Raw genomic sequence first — 19455 nt, 5'->3', positions numbered from 1 at the left:
TCGTCCTGCCCTAACAAGACCGAGTTTTGCAGAGGGCATTTGGTGCCCTCCCCCCTCGGTTACCGAAGAATCACGGCAGTGATGGCCACTGTTCGCGCGTCATTCCCAGCCTATCATGTCTCGCGAAGTGCTTCGAACTGTTCGCCGACGATGCGAAATTCGTCGATCAGGCTGGCCGGAATATGCACGCCGCGCGTCTGGTCACGAATCGTCTCGATGTTGGCGGCAATATCTTCCGCCGTGGCAGGAGCTGGCGCCGGGTTGATCCAGCCCTCCGTAACACCGACGAAGGCCCGTGCCACGCGGCGTCCCATCACCGAATAGAGATCATGTGTGGTCGTGCATGCCTCGCTTGCCATGTAGACAACCGGGGCAACGACATAGGCAGGCACGATCGTGTCTGGGCCGATCTTCATGATATGCGGAAACACTGGGGCCATTTCCTCTGGCTTCATTTCCGACCCCATGCGACTGTCGGCGTTGGGCAAAAGGCCGTTACACAAGATGTTGTGGGGCAGGCCTTCCTGGGCAAGGACGTTCATCAGGCCAATGATACCCCCTTTCGCCGCGCCATATGCCGACTGGGTCTGGTTGCCGAAAGCAGCGACTGCCGAAGCGGTAAACACGATGCGGCCGTAACCGGCCTGCTTCATGTGCGGCCATACCGCCTTGGTGACGTTCCAGGTTCCGAGCAGATGGGTGGCCATCACCGAGTCCCGGTCGGCATCGCTGAATTCGTCGAACCAAAAATTGCGCAAGTTGCCGGCATTGTTGATCAGAGCGTCGATCCGGCCGAAAGAGTCGAGCGCCGTACGGGCAATGGCTTGCCCGCCCTCGGCCGTAGCCACGCTTGCATAGTTGGCAACGGCATTGCCGCCTGCGGCCCGGATCTCGTCAACGACCTTGTCGGCCATTTCCGATGTACCCCCGTCACCCGCGACATTCCCGCCGAGATCGTTGACGACGACGTTGCCACCTCGCCTTGCAATGTCGAGCGCGTAGGCACGTCCAAGTCCTCCGCCAGCACCCGTTACGATAACTGTACGGCCCGTGAAATCGATGCTCATTTTCCCATCTCCCGCATTCGGCGCATTCGCGTGCGCCCTTTCAATCTGCCAGCTTCACCAGATGCTTGCCGATGCCATCCCCCTCCATCATCGCGCGGAACGCATCGGGTGTCGTCTCGAACCCTTCGTGGATCGTCTCGGGTGCCCGCAGCGCGCCTGACACCACCTTGGCCTCAAGCTCACGCAGCGCGGCCGGATAGTCATCCCCATGACGGTAGATGCTGAACGGATGGATGCTGATCCCCTTCATCAGCAAGCTGCGGAAGTTTGCCAGACAGACCGGAGCGTCATCGCCATAATGCTGGATGAGGCCGCATAGGGCGATCCTTGCACTATCGTTCGCCACGGCGAGAACAGGGTCGAGAATTTTCGCTCCGACATTTTCAAAGTGCCGGTCAATGCCATCCGGGCAGGCTGCAGCCAAGCTCATGGCGAAATTGGGTGCGGCATGATCGACCCCGGCTGCCAGCGCGAACAGATCGGCGACACGCCGGGCCTTGTCGCCCCCCGCAATCGCCACGACCCGCGCCCCCGCCTCTCGGGCGAGCTGGCAGGCGACCAAGCCGACCATGCCCGCTGCGGAGCTTACGACGACAGTCTGGCCCGGCTGCGGATCGAGCAGCCTCATTCCGATCATCGCGGTGAAACCGGAGTGTCCTGCTATGCCGAGATAGGCTGACAGCGGCACCACCGGATCAAGCCGCCGCATCTCCGCCGCTGATACGCACTCGCGCTCCTGCCAGCGCGAGAAGCCCAGCACGAGGTCTCCGACGGCATGGTCGGGCGCAGCCGACGCTTCGACTCTCGCAATGACGCGGCTGCGAATACGGCCTTCGGGAAAGCCGCCCGAACGCATCGGCATCATCAGATAGGGGTCGACGGAGATCATGATCGTGCGAATGACAATCTCGCCCTCGCGCGGATCGGGAACGTCAAACGGCTCAAACGCGAAGTCGCTGCGCTCGGGAACCCCGGCGGAGGGCGTGACGAGGCGTATTCCGATTGCCGTGATCACCGTGTCCGATCCCTCGCAACGGTCTCGGGAGCGTTCGCGATTTGCCCGTCCCCTGAGTTGCCCGACATCACGCCCCGGCCTGCATCTCGGCCATCAGCGCCGCACCCAACAGCGGGTTCATATACTCGCGGACTTCATGGATCTTGCCGTCGCGGACAATGACCAGCAAGTGATAGTCATTGGCGTAGATTGCTCCACCGTGGGTTTCCCCACCCCTGGACACCTGCTCGATGCAGACCCGGTCATCCTCTGCCGTAATCCGTCCACGCGTAAGGTGTGGCGGTGTCTTGAACACCGCGCCAAATGCCTGGACTGCGTCGTACATCTGCGTCTTGCTCATTGTGACCCCACCTGCTGCATCCGATGGAAGCCACCAGCCAGCGTCGTTCGTCATCATGGCGAAGGCTTGATCGATCTCGCCGGACGCCATCCTGTCGAGGAATTCGCAGACGACCGCCTTGTTCTCGTCCACGCTCATTGTGCTGCTCCCACCCCCATACCTTCGAGCCTGATCGGAGGCCTCCGAGGATGCATCATGCCGCCTCGTCCGCTTACCACAAGGTAATCCGGCACCGACAGGCGAGTAAACATACTCGTGAATTATGACGCGACCGGTTGCCGGTCATGCGTCGTTGCGCGACGATAGCCGCCCCAGCGCCCCACAAGCGCGACAGTCCCGGGAAAGGATTTACCGATGATGAGCAGAACGTGGCGCATTCACGAAACGAACGGCCCGGATTCGCTCGTCCTTGAAAACCTGCCGATACCCGAGCCCGGTCCCGGTGAAGTTCGCGTCAAGACAAAGGCGATCGGAATGAACCGTTCCGATCTCCTCTGGATCACCGCCGGCTTCTTCACCCCTGTGCTGCCGAGCCGGGTGGGTGCCGAATTCTGCGGCATTGTCGATGCCGTTGGCGAGGGTGTCAACGCGTTCAAGCCAGGTGACCGGGTCAGCAACCTGCCCCACCCCCTGACCTACGCGCATTTCGCGGAACATACGATCGTCACAGCCGAGGCACTGGTGCACACGCCCGCGTGCCTGTCCGATGCCGAAGGCGCAGCGTTCATCTTTACCCATCTCACGCAGATGCTCGGGCTGGTAGAGGCCGCCGGCCTCCGCGCGGGTATGACCGTGCTCGTTTCCGGGGCCACCAGCGCCAACGGCAACAGTGCCGTTCTTCTGGCCAAGTTGATTGGCGCGCAGGTGATTGCCACTAGCCGCAGCAGCGCCGGTCTGGAGCGACTGCTGGCGCTTGGCGCCGACGCCGTGGTAGCCACAAGTGAGGAAAGCCTGTCCGAGCGTGTGGCGTCACTCACCGGCGGCAAGGGTGCTGACGTGGTCTATGACTGCGTCGGAGGCACGATGACGGACGAGATCCTGCAATCCTGTGCGATGAATGCCTATTGGCTGATGTTCGGCTATCTCGATCCCACCCCGGTCACGGTCAACTGGCCTCTATGGTTCTACAAGCAGCCCAAGCTGCACATATTTTCGACACTGCAGTATTCCGGATCGGACGCAATGGGTATGAAGGGCCATCCCTTGATCTTCAGGCGCGCGATCGACGGATTGCTGGCACTTGTCGGCAGCGGCAAACTCGCTGTGCCGATTGGTACGGTGTATCAGGGCATCGAGCAGGTACAGACTGCCTTGCGAACAATGGATGCCAATGCCGGAGGCGGAAAGATCGTCATCACCATCTAGAACTGATCCAAGGCTGGTGGGCGACCGGGACATCCGTTCCGGCCGCCGACTGCATTTCAGATGACGGCGTTCGCGCGCAGTGCCGCGCATTCTTCTGGTGTGAACCCTGCTTCAGCCAGAATTTCATCGTTGTGCTCGCCAATGCTCGGTGGCGAAATGCGATAGTCCGGCGGAGACGCGGACATCCGATAGGGTGAAGCAATCATCCTCATCTCACCAAATTCAGCCGACTGCATCGAAAAGAACATTTTGCGGGCAACAGCATGCTCGTCGCGTTCGATGTCCTCGATGTCATTGATCGGCCCCGCCGAAACCGTGGCTTCGTTCAGTATTCTGACCCATTCACCTCGGGTCTTGCCCTTGAGCGCCTCTGTGACTGCGGCCTTGAGCGCTGGTCGATTGCGCACGCGATCCCCGTTGCGCGCAAAGCGAGGATCGGTAATCCACTCGGGATGATCCAGAATCCTGGCCAAGCGGTCGAATTCACGGTCGTTGAAGGTGGCAACGATGATGTGGCCGTCGTCCACTTCGTAAACGCCATACGGCGCCGCGCTGGGGTGGTCATTGCCCGTGCGGCCAAGCTTCGTGCCTGCGTTCATCCAAGCGGATGCCGAATTCAGCAATGCGGCGGCCTGGGAATCGAACAGGGAGATGTCGATGTGCTGCCCTTCTCCAGTATTGCGGCGATGCTCCAGCGCTGCCAACACGCCGATTACGGCATTCATCCCGGCCAGGGTATCGGCTACCGGTATGCCCACGCGCAACGGCCCAGCTCCTGGTTCTCCGTCCGGGTAGCCAGTCACGCTCATCAGGCCAGCCATCCCCTGAATCAGGAAGTCATACCCTGACCTACCGCTGTAGGGTCCACTCTGGCCGAAACCGGTAATCGAGCAATAGATGAGGCCGGGGTTGATTTCACGCATCTGCTTGTAGCCAAGACCATAACGGTCCAGCGTGCCCGTCCGATAGTTTTCAATCAGGATGTCAGATTCACCTGCCACTCTACGGATCAGTTCCTGGCCTTGCTCCTTGGCAAAATCGACGGACAATGATCGCTTGTTGCGATTGGCCGCGACAAAGTAGGTCGATTCTCCAAGTGAGTTCTCATCCGGTTCGCGCAGCCAGGGCGGGCCAACGCGGCGGCAATCATCACCCTCCCCGCGACGCTCGATCTTGATCACATCCGCGCCGAGATCGCCCAATATCTGACCACCCAACGGCCCGGCGATCACCCGTGTCATGTCGATGACCTTGAGGCCGGCCAACGGCCCGGTCGACACTGGTCGCGTCATCCCTTGTCTCCCTGTTCAATCTGGGTGGGCAAATAGCTGGGCCGGATCATGCTTCGGCTTCGCATAGGGCAAGTTTGGCGGCATTGAGATCAATCCCGCCATACTGCTTTTCGAGCACAAGCAAGCGGCGATAGTAATGGCTGATCACATATTCGTCAGTCACACCATAGCCGCCGTGGATCTGGACACCGTTGCGCGATACAGTCTGCCCCGCCATGCCCGCAACAACCTTGGCCATAGCCACGGACCGCGCCCGTTTGGATGCATCGCCATCGATATCGCGCAGTGCGGCATAGAGCGCGGATCGCGCCTGATAAGCGGCAACGAACATGTCGGCAGCCATATGCTGCACTGCCTGGAACTTGCCGATCGGCTGCCCGAATTGCTGCCGCTCCTTTGCATAACCGGCAGTGATCCGCAGCGCGACCTCCATGGCTCCCACCGCTTGGGCGATCAGGGCAACGCGCGCCCGGTCAAGCGCCTCGTTCAGGATGCGATCTGCTGCTGCGCCCGAGGCAATCAGTCCATCTGACGGCACATGGGCGGACGCAAAGGTCAAGTCAGCCGCCCGGCTACCATCGATCAAGGCATAGGAATTGGTGGCAATCCCTGTGGACTCGCGCGCAACCAGGAACAGGGCAGAGGTGCCCTCCAACTCCGAGGTGACGAGCAGATACCCCGCCGAAGGAGCATCGAAAGCAACGGCCTTCTGGCCATCCAGCATATAGCCATCTTCAATGCGCCGCGCGCTGACACCAATGGTCCCGTTGGTATGGGGCTCTTCGTGGGCCAAGGCGATACGAACCTCGCCAGTGGCAATCCTGCCCAGCCAGTGCGCGCGCCTTTCAGAAACAAGGGCACGATCAAGCACGTGTGCTGCCAGAACCGACGTGCTGATCAGCGGCTCCGTCACCAGCCCTCTGCCCAGCTCGATCATCAGCAGAGCAAGGTCTTCCATCGGACAGCCCAACCCGCCAGCGTCTTCCGGTATTACCAGCGCCATCCAGCCCAGCTCAGCCATCTTGACCCACAACTTCGGGTCGACACCGTCCGTAAGCTTGCGACGTGCATGCCACTGATCGAGCCCCGTTTCAGCCGTGACGAGCCGCTCGGCGCTATCGACGACCATTTGCTGCATTTCGCTGAGTTCAAAATCCATGCTGTCTTCTCAAAGGCCTAGCGCGAGCTTTGCGAGCAGGTTCTTCTGGATTTGCTGCGCGCCACCAAAAATCGTTGCTGCGCGCGTGATGAGCGCACGGCTCGTCCGCCCCTGGTAAAGATCGGGCCAGATCGGGTCAGTCGATGCATCGAGAGATTCCGCGCCATAATCGCGAAGAGACTGTTCGCCCAGAGCATCCACCTGAAGCGCGGTGATGGACTGCTGTATTTCCGAACCCTTTACCTTCAGCACCGAAGCAGCGGCAGTGATTGGAAATCCGGACGATTCTTCCGACAGGACTCGCAACACGGACCATTCGTGCGCTTCGATTTCAGCGGCCAGCACGGCAAGTCGGCCAGACCAAATTGGGTCGTGGATCAGCTGCCGTCCATTGCGCACGACCGTGCGGCCCAACTCGCGCGTTCGGGTCAGTTCGCGTTTGATCCAGAAAATGAACGAGCTGGTGGTTCGTTCGTGATCGAGCAGGAACTTGGCATAGGTCCAGCCCAAGCCTTCCTCGCCCACGAGGTTTTCGGCCGGCACGCGCACATCGTCGAAAAAGACTTCGCACAAATGCGCCTCATTGTTGATTTGGCGGATCTGGCGGATCGTGATCCCGGGCGATCGAAGATCGATCAACAGGCACGAAACGCTGCGTTGCGGTTTGCCTTGCGTGTCGGTCTTGACGAGGCAGAACAGCCAGTCAGCCTCGAACGCGCCGCTCGTCCAGATCTTCGACCCATTGACGATGTACACATCGTCCTCGCGGCGCGCCTGGGTGCGAAGGGAGGCTAGGTCCGAACCTGCATTGGGTTCGGAAAATCCCTGCGCCCAGATTTCTCGTCCATCGCGGATTGGCTGCAGGAAACGATCGCACTGCGCCTTGGATCCGAAGGTATAAAGCACCGGGCCAACCATATGAGACCCGATCCAGTGAAATTCGGGCGCGTCAGCAGCGTACATTTCATCTTCGAAGATGAAGCGCTGCAACGCCGTCCACCCGGTACCACCATGCTCGACGGGCCAAGCCGGGACCGACCAGCCTTCCGCATCGAGGATCGCGAACCAGCGGCGCTGGTCATGCAGATGCGAGGTGTTGGCAAGAAGACGACGGTGGCGGTCGCTGATGTCCCACGGCAGGATCTGTGCGATCCGGCTGCGCACCATCTGACGGAATGCCTCGTCACGTTCGTCGAACCGGAGATTCAAATCGCACCTCTGGATGGGAGCACCTGCTACCGGGCGGACGCGCCCAACCTGCTAAACGGCAGCTAACAAAACACCGGTTGGTGCACCACCTCGAGGGCGTGACTGGCTCCAGAAATCATCGGAGTGATTGACCTTGGCGGCGAACCCAGTGCCGCTTGCCATTCAACGCCATCGGGCGGCAGAAGCACGTTGTGCATCCACCGCCCGATCGGCTTATTCTTCTTTGCGGTGATGGTTGCCTATGCCCGGATGAGTTCCGGTGCAGGCACCCGCGCTTCGTTGAAGTTGATCGCAATCTCTTCCTGCATGATCGCGACGAAGTTGGCCTCATTGTCGCGCAGGACATTGGTCAATCCCGCAATGCCAAGAGCGATGCGCTCCTCGTTGTCGAACTGGGGAAGCCGCATCGCAATCATGCCGCCACCAGGCGTAACCAGATCATAGCTTGCCGCCCAGCCGCGTTCCCGGGCGATATTGACCCACTCCAGTACGCTTGCGAGGCAAACATTGTCCTTTGATTCTGCATTGTGGTGAAGCGCTATACGCTTGATGTCGCTATCAGGCAGATCTGTTAGCAGCGAAATGCCTGTGCCCGAAGACACCAGCGGCCGGCGCGACCCCTTGACCACAAACAGTCGAAGCGGGTCGGTCGCCTGGGCGACATGGATGTATTCCGACCAGATTCTGTTTCGCACGGCGAGCACAACAGCCTGACCAGTACGCCTGTTAACCGCATCGATCAGCCGACTCAGAGTGCCGTCGCTGATCATCGGGCCGTTGATCCAGCTCCCCAGCAAGGCAACACGCGTCGTCGGCCCAAACGCCCGAGTATCGGGGTTGTAGTACAGGTAGCCCAGGATCACCATGCTGCGCAGCAAAAGTGAGGTGCTGGATTGTGGAAATTCAAGAAGTTCAGATACTTCCGACACAAGCGCTTCACGTTTCAGTACGTCGAAGAGCTCGAGGATGCGGAGCACACGGCCTGCAGACTTCACTACGCGGTCGGTTTCCTCATCCTCGCATCCCGCGACGCGAACTTCACCCAGAGCTCGTGACAACCTGGTCAGCTGCATCCTTCTTCTCCCTTGCAGCCGACCCTAACACTTGTTCGGAGGGGGTCAAGCAATCTATCGGAGGGCGCGCTCTTTCCATTGTCATTGTGATAATTGGCACCGCCGCCGTGCTGCGGGCATGACGCGTCCGCAAGTTGCCTTAATGATACGATCGTCAGGCCACTCTGCGTCCCCTTCCCCCCATTCAGGACATGATTTTCGCAATGGAAGATTTCGCCAAAGTCGAACGCCGCGGCAAGGTTGCCATTTTGACCTTCAACCGTCCGGACAGCCTTAATGCGCTTGCCTCGCACGAGGACTGCTTTTCGATTGTAGATGCACTCACTGCACTAGAACGCGACACCAGTGTCAGCGCCATCGTCATCACTGGCAGCGGCCGCGCGTTCAGCGCAGGTGGAAACCTGAAAGCGATGAAACAGCGCGTCGGCATCGGGCGGCTCGCGACCCCCGACGATACCCGCTCCAATTATCGCCGCGGCGTGCACAAGGTGGCCAGAGCGCTGTATGATTGTGAAGTGCCGCTGATCGCCGCAGTCAATGGCCACGCTATCGGGCTCGGACTGGACCTTGCCGCTCTTTGCGACATGCGCATCGCTGCCGACACGGCACGGTTCGCGGCCAGTTTCATCAAAGTCGGGATCGTCCCAGGCGACGGAGGGGCGTGGGCGCTGTCACGCGCAGTAGGCTATGCCAAGGCAGCTGAATTGTTCTTCACCGGCGAATCGTTCGGCCCGGAAGAAGCGGTCGCCATGGGTCTGGTCTCCCGGGTTGTGCCGGCCGGGACGCTGATCGACGAAGCCGTTGCACTGGGCGAAAAGATTGCAGCCAATCCGGCCCGCGCGTTGCGCATGACCAAGCGCCTGCTCCGCGAAGCACAGAATCAGCGGCTATCGGACGTGCTTGAACTGTCTGCTGCGTTTCAGGCGATCGCCCACGAAACACAGGATCATGCCGAAGCGGTCGATGCATTTCTGGAAAAGCGCCCACCGAACTTCACAGGAGCGTGACCGGCGGCACAACATACAGCGCAGGATGCCGCGTGATCCCTGCGAGACAATTAGACTGCGAAATTGGAGAGTGAGATGAGCAACACACTGCAGTCCTATCTCGATGCGATCGGCAAGGGTGCCGCGCTTGAATCGACGACCTGGAACCCGACCGATCCGCAACTGCGTGCAGACCTGCACGACCAGTTCTTCATGAATCTGGTTCAAGGCTATTTCCTCTATCAGGGCGCCAACGCAGAACACCCGGATTTCACGCCCAACTACAACAACATCTTGCGGCTGCAGCCCAACCCGGATGACACCTATGTCCGCACGGAGGTGGATGGAAACGGCGTCTACAGGCTTTCGGGCGAACGGGGGACCATCCGCCTGCTCACCGCGACTCTCGGGCGCAACGTGATCGGCACGACCGAGACACCGGGTGGGCAAACGGCGGAATACGATCTCGACGAGCACTTGACGTTTGCCGAGGACGGCACCTTCGATTGCATCTTCAGCGCGGAACGGCCCGTCGGCTATGATGGGCAGTGGCTGCACATGCCTCCCGAAACCAATGGCTTTCTGATCAGGCGGCGGGCGTATGACTGGGCCAACGAACGCGACCCGCGCCTCGCGATCGAACGACTGGACGTGCCTGCCTTGAAACCACGACCGTCCTGTAGCGAGGTGGAGGCACGGTTGACTGGATTGGCCGAATACGCCGAACGTCATTCCCGCCAATGGCTGCGCTATCAGGATCAGATTCGCGACAAAGGCATCATCAACCGGATCGAGCATCATGGCTTCACTGAACTGGGCGGGATCAGGGTCCAGCAGTACTGGTGGGGCATGTTCCAGCTTGAGCCGGGCGAGGCGCTGATCCTTGAAACGGAAGTGCCTGAAGTCGCACCCTACTGGAACGTCCAGTTGAACGACGAAATCTGGAACACACTGGAATACATGTGGCGGCAGAGCCATCTGAATGGTCATCAGGCCGAACTGGACAGCGACGGAAAGTTCCGTGCGGTCATATCGGTCGAAGACCCTGGCATTCCCAACTGGCTGGATACCGTTGGCAGATTACAGGGCACTCTTGTCGGTCGCTGGTACAAGTGCTCGACCAATCCGGTGCCCAGCATCCGGAAGGTCAAGCTGGCCGAGGTGCGCGATCATCTTCCCTCCGAAACGCCGGTGATCGATGCCCAGGAACGCGACGCCCGGATCCGTGCCCGCGCCCGGGCCTTGCAAATGAGGATCAAGTGGTGACAACCGTGCAAGCCCAGGATCATGCCGCCGAAGCCATCGCTGCAGGCCTGTGCGAGGAGGCATCACGCCGCACCGGCCTTGTTGACTTTGGCCCGGACGATTTCCGCATGCCTTTGGCTATGGTTGCCGCTCATCTGACCTCGCCCCTGCTGTCCGACGTTGGCCGGGCATCCCTTCGCGAGGATCTCGTCGTGGCACTGGTCGGGCGCTTGGTCCGCGAGAACGAGTGGAAAAAGAACCCCGGCTGGCAGGAGCGGAAGATTGACCGCCCTTTGATCATCTGCGGCATTCCGCGCACGGGCACAACCGCTTTGCACAAGCTGCTGTCGGTCGATCCGCAGTTCCAGGGGCTAGAACACTGGCTGACATCATGGCCCATGCCGCGCCCCCAGCGGACAGAATGGCCCCAACAGCAAGGTTATCGCAATGCGGTCGCCGCACTTGAAAAGCTGTTCGAGCTGATCCCCCAGCTCAGGATCTCTCACGAGATCGTGGCGGACGAAGTTGACGAATGCCTAGAGATCCTGCGGCTCGACTTCATCGCCAACCGGTTCCCCTCAATCTATATGTTGCCGGACTACGACGCATGGTTCCAGGCGCAGGACGAGACGCCGCTGTATCGACGACTGGCAGACACCATTCGCCTGATCGGGCTGCATGACAATCGGACCTGGTTGCTGAAGAATCCCGGCCATTTTGGGCACCTCGATGAATTGTTCGAGGCATTTCCGGATGCCCGCGTGGTCATCACGCATCGTGATCCGGTCAAATCGCTCGGTTCGCTGGGTAGCGTCCTGGCGGGTGGGCGCCAGATGTTCTACGCGGACCCGCAGATCGATACCATCGGCCCTCGTGAGCTTACCTATTGGTCCCGGGCGAAGGAGGCGACGGATCGTACCCGTTGCTGGCTGCCGGCCGGTCAAATTCTGGACGTCGATCACCTCGACTTCCACCGCGCCCCTATAGGCACGGTCAGAAAGATATACGATCATTTCGGGCTGACCCTCAGCGACGAGGTTGCAACGTCGATGGAGGCCTGGCTGGCCTCTAATCCAGCCGACAAACATGGCGCCCACAGCTATCGACTTGAAGACTACGGTATTACCGCCGATCGGATTCGGTCACTTCTGGGCGAAGGGTAAATGGCCAGCAGGCATAGTCGCTAGTCAGGAGTGGCTTTGCCTGCTTGCGCATGTCATGGGATGTTTCCCCGGGGAAACATTTTACGGACGAGGTAAAGATCAGGATCATGCAGGACCCGATAGAGGTCGTAACCGCGTTTCTCGCCACTTGGGATTCACCCGAGGGTTGGGAGCGAGGCGTGACGACATTCTTCGCCGATGATGCGGTTTACGAGAATATCGGGATGTCGAAATCCGTCGGGCTTGAGGCAATTCTCGACTTCGTCAGACACTATTCCACCATGACAGGCGGCGGCTGGATTGTCGTTCGTACACACGCCATTGCCAGCTTCGGCAATACGGTTCTGACCGAACGCGTCGATGACATGGTGGATGGAAGGGGCGATGTCCTTATCACCACCCCGGTCATGGGCGCGTTCGATCTGCGTGACGGCAAGATCATCGCCTGGCGCGATTACTTCGACACCTCAGCGATCAATCCGCCGTATGATGGGCCGGGCGCCCTGATCAGGCTGCCCAGCTGAGATCACCGTAGCGGACGAGATGGATGTCGGCATTGCCAAACAGCCCGGCGATGACGAAAAGACGACGGTAATAATGACCGATTGCATACTCCTCGGTCATGCCGATGCCGCCGTGCAACTGGATCGACTGCCGACCGACAAACAATCCAGCGTCGCCAATCATGACCTTGGAGGCAGAAACCCCGCGACGGCGCTGGTCTGCATCGCCTTCTACCAAGGCAGCCAATCCCTGGAAAACCATCGAGCGGGCCAGTTCCAGTTCGACCAGCATGTCCGCCATGCGATGCTGGAGAGCCTGAAAATTACCAATCGGCTGACCGAATTGCTGACGGGTCTTCAGATAGTCGCGCGTCATGAATAGAGCCGTGTCCATGGCTCCAACCGCTTCGGCACAGAGAGTAACGGTGGCGTGGTCGATCCCGGCCTCGATGGCAGACAGTGCCCCGCCTTCTGGCCCGATCAACGTTCCGACCACACCGTCCAGCTTCAGATCGGATACCCGGCTGTTGTCGAGCAGGCGATAGACATTGGCCGAAAGCCCCGCCGCGGCAGGGTCCACCCGGAAAAGCGAGATGTCACCGTCACCCGGTCCGGTACGCGCGGAAACGATCAGCGTGTCAGCCGACGGCGCACCCAAAACGAGCGATTTGGCACCGCTCAACGACCAGCTGCCGTCCGCCTTCGTGGCCTTGGTAGCGACAATGCGCGGATTCCCGCGCGCGTCGGCTTCGCCATGCGCCAAGACCGCCTTGTGCGTGCCTGCCACGATCCCTTCGACCAGCACCTCGCGCCCTTCGAAAGGCCCGAGAGCAGCCAGCGTCTGGAGTGTAAGCACCGCGTTGGCGATGAATGGTTCGACCACGAGCCCCCGGCCCAACCCTTCGGCAATCAGAGCGTTCTCAACTGCTCCGCCGCCAAACCCGCCGGCATCCTCGGAAAGCCCCGCCCCGAACCACCCCAGCTCGGCCATCTTGTTCCAGATTTCTGCACTGATCCCGTCGGCGCTGTCCATGATCGCGCGACGCTTGTCGAAGCCGTAGTCGCGTTCGACAAAGCGGCGGACGCTATCGGATAGAGCTTCCTGTTCGGTGGTGAGATTGAAGTCCATCTTCCTATCCGTCTTTCAGAGTCCGAGGATTGCCTTGGCGATTATGTTGCGCTGGATCTCGTTGCTGCCGCCGTAGATCGTGGTGGTGCGCCGATACATGCACTTGTGCGTGATGCCGTAGCCGTCCTCGATGATGTCGGGTGCGAGGCCGTCATTCTTGACGTGGTCATGGTTGTCAGGGTCGTGGACTACGGCCAAGCCATGATCGCCCAGCGCCTCTGCTGCCAGCTCCGCTGTCCGCTGGCGCAATTCTGCACCCCGGAGTTTCAGCACGGATGCTACAGAATCAAGGCGCGTATCGCCATGGGCGGCATAGAGAACCCGCATGACCGCCCATTTCAGTGCGGTCAGATCGATCGACAACCGCGATAGCTTGGCCTGGAACAGCGGGTCTTCAATCACCGCTCGACCGTTCTTCGTCACCGTACGCGCAATGCGTTCGAGCTGGATCAGGTCACGTTCGGAATGTGGCACCTCGGCCGACATGGTACGCTCGTTGGTCAGCAGGAACTTGGCATAACTCCAACCCCGGCCGGCCTCGCCGATCAGGTTGTTGGCAGGGACGCGAACGTCATCGAAAAAGAACTGATTGACGGTCAGCCCCTCGTCGATCGTGTAGATCGGACGGCGTTCGACACCGGGGGCTTTCAGATCGATCATCAGGAAGGAGATGCCACGCTGCGGCTTTGCGTCCTGATCGGTGCGCACCAAAGTGAACATCATGTCGGCATGCTGGGCGTCAGATGTCCAAATTTTGGTTCCGTTGACGACATACTCGTCTGTGGCCGGATCGTAATCAGCCCGGGTCTTAAGTGATACGAGGTCCGACCCAGCACCCGGTTCGGAAAAGCCCTGCCCCCACCATATGTCGCCAGACAGGATGGGGGGCAGAAACCGTGCCTTCTGCTCTTCGTTACCATAAGTGTAGATCACGGGACCGACCAGCTCTAGCCCCCCCCGATCCAGCACCGGCGCGCCTGCTGCGCGCAGCTCCTCGTGGAAAATGAAGTTCTGGATCGGGGTCCAGCCGGGACCGCCGTATTCTTTTGGCCAATGCGGCGCGGACCAGCCCTTGGCATGCAGGATCTTCATCCATTCACGAATGCCTTCCCGATCGACATGGTAGTCGCGCCATGCTCGCCTCCGGATGTGCTCCGGGAGATTCTCGCGAATCCACGTGCGCACTTCATTGCGGAACTGCAGCATTTGGGGATCGGGCTGGAAATCCATTCGGCACTGTCCTCAACTAAGGTCTGCATCGCATTTATCTGCCAAGTCTGGCCCGTGCCAGCCCGCCCCAGACACATCACATTCGCAATTCTCCCCGGAGTCAGGGCCTGTCCAGATGCGAAACCCTGCTGGCGGGCATCATGTGGATGAATTGGGGACAGTCGCGATTGCGCAACGACACCGCAAGCGTCATGCAAGCGCTCAAGAGCACCAAGGATGTCAGCCCATGCGCATATTCGCCTCGACCCCGCTCTATGTCCAGGGGCCGGGCACGATCGCGAAGGTCGGGGAGATCGCGACCCGCATCGGCAGCCCACCGGCCATTGTCATTGACGCCCTGGTGAGACCGCTGGTTGGTGTAGCGCTGGAAGCGGGCTTTGATGGCACCGTTGCCATTGCAGAATTCGCAGGCGAAGTGACCGATGCCAATATCGCTGCGGTTGCCATGGAAATCGGTCACGCGGGCGTTATCGTTGCGGTGGGCGGTGGCAAGGCCCTAGACGCAGGCAAGGCAGTCGCACTGAAGTTGGGCATCCCGATGATTTCGGTGCCCACCATCGCATCCACTGATGGACCAGCCAGCAGGGGCATCGCAATCTACGACGATGCCCACCGCCTGACGCGCGTTGACCAGATGCCTGCCAATCCCGCCGCCGTGGTTGTGGATACGGCGGTGATCGCCGGAGCTCCCCCCCGGTTCCTGCGCGCTGGAATCGGCGATGCCATAGCCAAGAAGTTCGAGGGAGAAGGCTGCTGGGCGGGGGGAGGCCTGACCAAGCATGGTACGCGCCCGACACACTCCGCCCGCGCCATCGCCAATGCGGCCTATCTCATGCTGCGCGAACATGCGGTGGCAGGAATGGCCGCAGCAGAGCGGAATGAGGTAACCGAGGATCTGGAAGCCACGATCGAGGCGTCGGTGCTGCTGAGCGCGATGGCCTTCGAGAATGGTGGCCTCTCCATCGCCCATTCCACCACCCGCGGGCTCATGACTCTTCGCAATGCGAAGGACCGGTTGCATGGCGAGCATGTCGCCTATGGCACCTTGGTGCAGTTGGCCGTCGATGGTCAACAGGGCGAGGCACTGATGGATCTTGCCGAGTTCCTGCGCGATGTGGGGCTGCCTACGACCCTAGCCGAACTTGGGGTGGTGGATGTTTCCGAAATCGATCTGGACGAGATCGCCGCTGCAATCATGAACAGCCCGCATATCGGCAATGTCGAAAGACCGCTGACGCACAGGGATGTCGTCATTGCGCTGCGTCAGGTCGAATCCCTCGGGTCGCGCTAGCCGGGCACAGATGGGGCCGGCATACCCGGCTGGGCAAAGGTGTTGGGCGCAGTTTCATTCAGGAGAGATGGGTATGGACCTGGGCTTGACAGGCAAGATCGCAGTGGTGACCGGCGCCAGCAACGGCATCGGACGGGCTACGGCCCGCCTGCTGGCGCAGGAAGGGGCGCACGTGGTAATGATGGCGCGCCGTCCTGACGTGCTTGAAGAGGCCCGGGCAGCAATCGCTGCCGAAGGTTCAGTCGAGGCGATAGCAATCGACGTGTGCGACAGCCCTGCCTATGCCACTGCCTTGGAGGAAGTAGCCGCGCGCCACGGTGCCATTCAAATCCTGGTCAACAATGCGGGTGCGGGCCAATTCGCGCCGATCGAGGCATTAAGCGACGAAGCCTTTGCCGAAGCATACAGGCTGAACGTATTCGCCCCTTTCGCTTCCATGCGGACGGTGTTCCCCATCATGGAGCGGCAAGGTGGCGGGGCAATCGTTAACGTCACTTCGATCATGGGTGTGCGGGCCCAGACGATGTCGAGCAGCTATGCTTCGTCAAAAGCTGCGCTCAACCATCTCAATGCCGTGGCCGCGGTCGAAGGCGCACCCAAGGGTATCAGGGTGAACACGCTCCAGGTCGGTTCGATCATGACTGAAGGTACGGAAACCTACCGCCAGGCCCATCCGGCAGAGGCCGCAAGGGTGACCAGCGCCATCCCCCTGGGCCGCTGGGGGCGACCCGAGGAGATTGCGGCCGGCATCGCCTTCCTCGTATCGGCCCCGGCAAGCTTCGTGGCAGGGGCAGTATTGGCCATCGACGGCGCGCTCGCAGTGCAGTTTCCGTATTGAACAGATAGCGCCCCGGCAGCGCATATATGTGATTTACGGACGACGTGGTTGCGCAAGTCCGGGCGTGTCCTAGAGCATCGAGCAAGGAGAGGGCATGGCGGGAGTGGTGTTTCGGTGATCGATCATGACCGGCTGATGGACCGGGCCTTCCCCGACATCTCGTGCAGCTATGGCTGGCGGGAAAGCGCACTCTATGCGCTGGGTCTGGGCATTGGCAGCGACCCGCTTGCCGCCGATGAACTGCGCTTTGTCTACGAGAAGGACATCCAGGCATTACCGAGCATGGCGGTGGTGCTTGGTCATCCAGGCTTCTGGATCAGCGATCCGGCTGTGGGGATAGATTTCCGCCAGGTCGTCCACGGCGAACAATCGCTGGTGGTCCACGCGCCACTTGCCCCCCAGGCCGAGCTGATTGCCAGAAACTCCATCGATGAGATCATCGACAAGGGCCCAGGACGGGGCGCAATCATGCGGGTTCGCCGCGACCTGCATGATGCGGCGACAGGTGCTCTGCAATCGACGCAGGTCATGTCGATGTTCTGTCGTGGTGATGGCGGGTTCGGCGGACCGGCAACCGGACGCCCTCTCCCGACCGTCAATATCCCCGAACGTGCACCTGACCGCTCGGTCATTCGCCCGACACTCGCACAGGCAGCCCTGATCTACCGGCTGAGCGGGGATTACAATCCGCTTCACGCCGACCCTGAAGTGGCCCGCAACGCCGGATTCGCTCGGCCCATCTTCCACGGGCTGGGCACGTATGGCGTTGCCTGTTATGCGTTGATAGCAGCCTGCGCCGGCGGGCAGGCTGCGGCCCTCAAGGCGCTGGATTGCAGGTTTACCTCGCCGGTATTTCCGGGCGAAACACTGCGCACCGACATGTGGGACGAGGATGGCGTCGTGCTGTTCCGCTGCACAGCGCTCGGGCGGGATGCGGTGGTTCTGGACCGTGGCCGCGCCGAATTCATCCAGCCATGACCTTCCGATTGACAGCAGGAGACGGGGCTTGACCCAAGCACCACCGACCGCAACCTATTTCCAGCATCTCGCCGAGGGGCGCTTCATGATCCAGCGCTCGCCCAGCACGGGTGAATGGGTATTCTATCCCCGCATGGTCGCCCCCGTCAGTGGCGCTAACGATCTTGAATGGGTCGAGCCGAGCGGCCTTGGCACAGTCTATGCCGTCACGGTCAAGCGTGCCAAGCCGCCTGCCCCGAACGTCAGCATTGCCATCGTCGAACTGGATGAAGGCCCGCGGATGATGAGCCACGTGCAGGGCATAGAGGCCGATCAGGTCAGGATCGGCATGCGCGTGCGCGCCCGCATCGTCGACGGGCTGGATGACAACAAGATCGTGGTGTTCGAACCGGAGGCAGCGGCATGAGCGCGAAAGACCTGCGCGGCAGGACGGCCTTTGTCGGTGCTGCGACCTTCGGTTGCGGCGAAGCGCCGGGCTATACCGCCATCGAGCTTGCTGCCGAGGCGGGCCGTCGGGCAGTCGACGATGCAGGGCTGAAGCTGTCCGACATCGACGGGCTGTTCATCTGTTTGCCGAACGATTTCCTGTCCGGACTTACGATCGCCGAGTACTTCGGCATCCATCCCAAGATGACGAACAACAGCCGTACTGGCGGCTCGGCGTTTCTCACCCATGCCGAATGGGCCATGCTTGCGCTGGACGCCGGGCTGATCGACTACGCCCTGATCTGCTATGGTTCGAACCAGCGGACCGGGGCTGGCAAGCTGGTCAGCGCGCAGGCACCTTCCCCGTTCGAATTTCCTTACCGGCCGAACAACCCGGTCGCTTCCTATGCGTTGGCAGCATCCCGGCACATGCATCAATACGGCACTACGTCTGAGCAGCTTGCCTCGGTTGCTGTTGCGGCGCGGCAATGGGCCAACCTCAATCCCGAGGCGTTCAAGCAGGGGTCGCTGTCGGTCGAGGACGTGCTCGCCACCCGGCTGGTGGCGGATCCGCTTCACGTGGCCGATTGCTGCCTTGTGACCGATGGCGCTGCGGCTGTGGTGCTGACCCGTGCCGATCGTGCAAAGGATGCGCGGAAGACACCGGTTTCCCTGCTCGGCGCGGCATCGGCGACGTGGCATACGGAAATCGCCCAGCTCGCGGACCTGACCATAACGGCCGCGCGGGAATCGGGCGAGCGCGCTTTTGCCCAGGCAGGCCTGACGCCGAAGGACATCGACGTCGTCGAACTCTATGATGCGTTCACGATCAACACGATCCTGTTTCTGGAGGACCTTGGCTTCTGCCCCAAGGGCGAAGGCGGCAGGTTCGTGTCAAGTGGAGCGATTGGCCCCGGCGGCAGTCTTCCGGTCAACACCAACGGCGGCGGCCTGTCGTTCTGCCATCCCGGCATGTATGGCCTGTTCACGTTGGTAGAAGCAATCCGCCAACTGCGCGGGGAAGCCGGCGAACGTCAGATCGCCGGGGCCAAGCTGGCACTCGCACATGGCAACGGCGGCACGCTTTCCAGTCAGGCGACGTGCATCCTTGGCGTTCCTGAAACGGTCTGAGGCAAGGGAGAGAAA

At 60.8% G+C, this 19455-nt stretch carries 19 protein-coding genes; 10 read left to right on the top strand and 9 right to left on the bottom strand.

The features are described 5' to 3' along the window. Positions 1–113: 113 nt before the first annotated feature. From POM99_RS15470 to POM99_RS15460, 3 genes are all read right to left on the bottom strand, one after another. A complete protein-coding gene (locus POM99_RS15470) occupies positions 114–1067 on the bottom strand; it encodes an SDR family NAD(P)-dependent oxidoreductase (protein WP_277279381.1) in 954 nt (317 codons plus the stop codon). Positions 1068–1107: 40 nt separating this feature from the next. Continuing rightward, entirely contained in the window at positions 1108–2082 is a 975-nt protein-coding gene (locus POM99_RS22410) for an MDR family NADP-dependent oxidoreductase (RefSeq protein WP_277279380.1), read from the bottom strand. Positions 2083–2149: 67 nt separating this feature from the next. Next, positions 2150–2560, bottom strand: coding sequence for a nuclear transport factor 2 family protein (locus POM99_RS15460; RefSeq protein ID WP_277279379.1), 411 nt, complete (start codon positions 2558–2560; stop codon positions 2150–2152). 216 nt (positions 2561–2776) lie between these two features. Between POM99_RS15460 and POM99_RS15455 the strand changes: the two genes are divergently transcribed. Next, entirely contained in the window at positions 2777–3787 is a 1011-nt protein-coding gene (locus POM99_RS15455; protein ID WP_277279378.1) for a quinone oxidoreductase family protein, read from the top strand. A 56-nt stretch (positions 3788–3843) separates the two neighbouring features. Here the strand turns inward: POM99_RS15455 and POM99_RS15450 are convergent, their stop codons facing one another. The 4 genes from POM99_RS15450 to POM99_RS15435 all read right to left on the bottom strand — a co-directional run bounded on the left by POM99_RS15450 (position 3844) and on the right by POM99_RS15435 (position 8520). Beyond that, on the bottom strand, positions 3844–5079 hold the full coding sequence (locus POM99_RS15450) for a CaiB/BaiF CoA transferase family protein (RefSeq protein WP_277279377.1): 1236 nt from the start codon (positions 5077–5079) through the stop codon (positions 3844–3846). Positions 5080–5125: 46 nt separating this feature from the next. After that, complete coding sequence (locus tag POM99_RS15445; protein ID WP_277279376.1) at positions 5126–6238, bottom strand: acyl-CoA dehydrogenase family protein; 1113 nt, start codon at positions 6236–6238, stop codon at positions 5126–5128. A gap of 9 nt (positions 6239–6247) precedes the next feature. After that, positions 6248–7447, bottom strand: a complete 1200-nt coding sequence (locus POM99_RS15440; protein ID WP_277279375.1) for an acyl-CoA dehydrogenase family protein — start codon at positions 7445–7447, stop codon at positions 6248–6250. A 239-nt stretch (positions 7448–7686) separates the two neighbouring features. Further along, positions 7687–8520 carry an IclR family transcriptional regulator gene (locus POM99_RS15435; RefSeq protein WP_277279374.1) on the bottom strand — a complete coding sequence of 278 codons (834 nt, stop codon included), beginning with the start codon at positions 8518–8520 and terminating at the stop codon, positions 7687–7689. A 191-nt stretch (positions 8521–8711) separates the two neighbouring features. Between POM99_RS15435 and POM99_RS15430 the strand changes: the two genes are divergently transcribed. The 4 genes from POM99_RS15430 (at position 8712) to POM99_RS15415 (ending at position 12438) form a co-directional block, all read left to right on the top strand. Continuing rightward, positions 8712–9527, top strand: a complete 816-nt coding sequence (locus POM99_RS15430) for a crotonase/enoyl-CoA hydratase family protein (RefSeq protein WP_277279373.1) — start codon at positions 8712–8714, stop codon at positions 9525–9527. Positions 9528–9602: 75 nt separating this feature from the next. Continuing rightward, entirely contained in the window at positions 9603–10772 is a 1170-nt protein-coding gene (locus POM99_RS15425; protein WP_277279372.1) for a DUF1214 domain-containing protein, read from the top strand. Beyond that, positions 10769–11914: a sulfotransferase family protein gene (locus POM99_RS15420; protein WP_277279371.1), complete on the top strand. Its 1146-nt coding sequence runs from the start codon at positions 10769–10771 to the stop codon at positions 11912–11914. The genes POM99_RS15425 and POM99_RS15420 overlap by 4 nt, the downstream gene beginning before the upstream one ends. A 50-nt stretch (positions 11915–11964) precedes the next feature. Next, on the top strand, positions 11965–12438 hold the full coding sequence (locus POM99_RS15415; RefSeq protein WP_277279370.1) for a limonene-1,2-epoxide hydrolase family protein: 474 nt from the start codon (positions 11965–11967) through the stop codon (positions 12436–12438). Here POM99_RS15415 and POM99_RS15410 read toward each other — a convergent pair. Then, entirely contained in the window at positions 12422–13546 is a 1125-nt protein-coding gene (locus POM99_RS15410; RefSeq protein WP_277279369.1) for an acyl-CoA dehydrogenase family protein, read from the bottom strand. The genes POM99_RS15415 and POM99_RS15410 overlap by 17 nt on opposite strands. A gap of 15 nt (positions 13547–13561) precedes the next feature. Next, positions 13562–14776 (bottom strand): acyl-CoA dehydrogenase family protein, encoded by a 1215-nt coding sequence (locus POM99_RS15405; protein ID WP_277279368.1) that lies wholly within the window; start codon positions 14774–14776, stop codon positions 13562–13564. A 226-nt stretch (positions 14777–15002) separates the two neighbouring features. On the opposite strand from POM99_RS15405, the gene POM99_RS15400 reads away from it, so the two are divergent. From POM99_RS15400 to POM99_RS15380, 5 genes are all read left to right on the top strand, one after another. Continuing rightward, positions 15003–16067 (top strand): glycerol dehydrogenase, encoded by a 1065-nt coding sequence (locus POM99_RS15400; protein WP_277279367.1) that lies wholly within the window; start codon positions 15003–15005, stop codon positions 16065–16067. Between the two features lie 73 nt (positions 16068–16140). Beyond that, a complete protein-coding gene (locus tag POM99_RS15395) occupies positions 16141–16905 on the top strand; it encodes an SDR family NAD(P)-dependent oxidoreductase (protein ID WP_277279366.1) in 765 nt (254 codons plus the stop codon). 114 nt (positions 16906–17019) lie between these two features. After that, a complete protein-coding gene (locus tag POM99_RS15390; RefSeq protein WP_277279365.1) occupies positions 17020–17883 on the top strand; it encodes a MaoC/PaaZ C-terminal domain-containing protein in 864 nt (287 codons plus the stop codon). A gap of 28 nt (positions 17884–17911) precedes the next feature. After that, positions 17912–18289: a Zn-ribbon domain-containing OB-fold protein gene (locus POM99_RS15385; protein ID WP_277279364.1), complete on the top strand. Its 378-nt coding sequence runs from the start codon at positions 17912–17914 to the stop codon at positions 18287–18289. Continuing rightward, entirely contained in the window at positions 18286–19440 is a 1155-nt protein-coding gene (locus POM99_RS15380) for a thiolase family protein (RefSeq protein ID WP_277279363.1), read from the top strand. Before POM99_RS15385 ends, POM99_RS15380 begins: the two co-directional genes overlap by 4 nt. The last annotated feature ends 15 nt before the right edge of the window (positions 19441–19455 follow it).

It is taken from the genome of Novosphingobium cyanobacteriorum (genome assembly GCF_029436685.1).
GTDB lineage: Bacteria > Pseudomonadota > Alphaproteobacteria > Sphingomonadales > Sphingomonadaceae > Novosphingobium > Novosphingobium cyanobacteriorum.
This window is presented reverse-complemented; position numbering and strand designations above follow the sequence as displayed.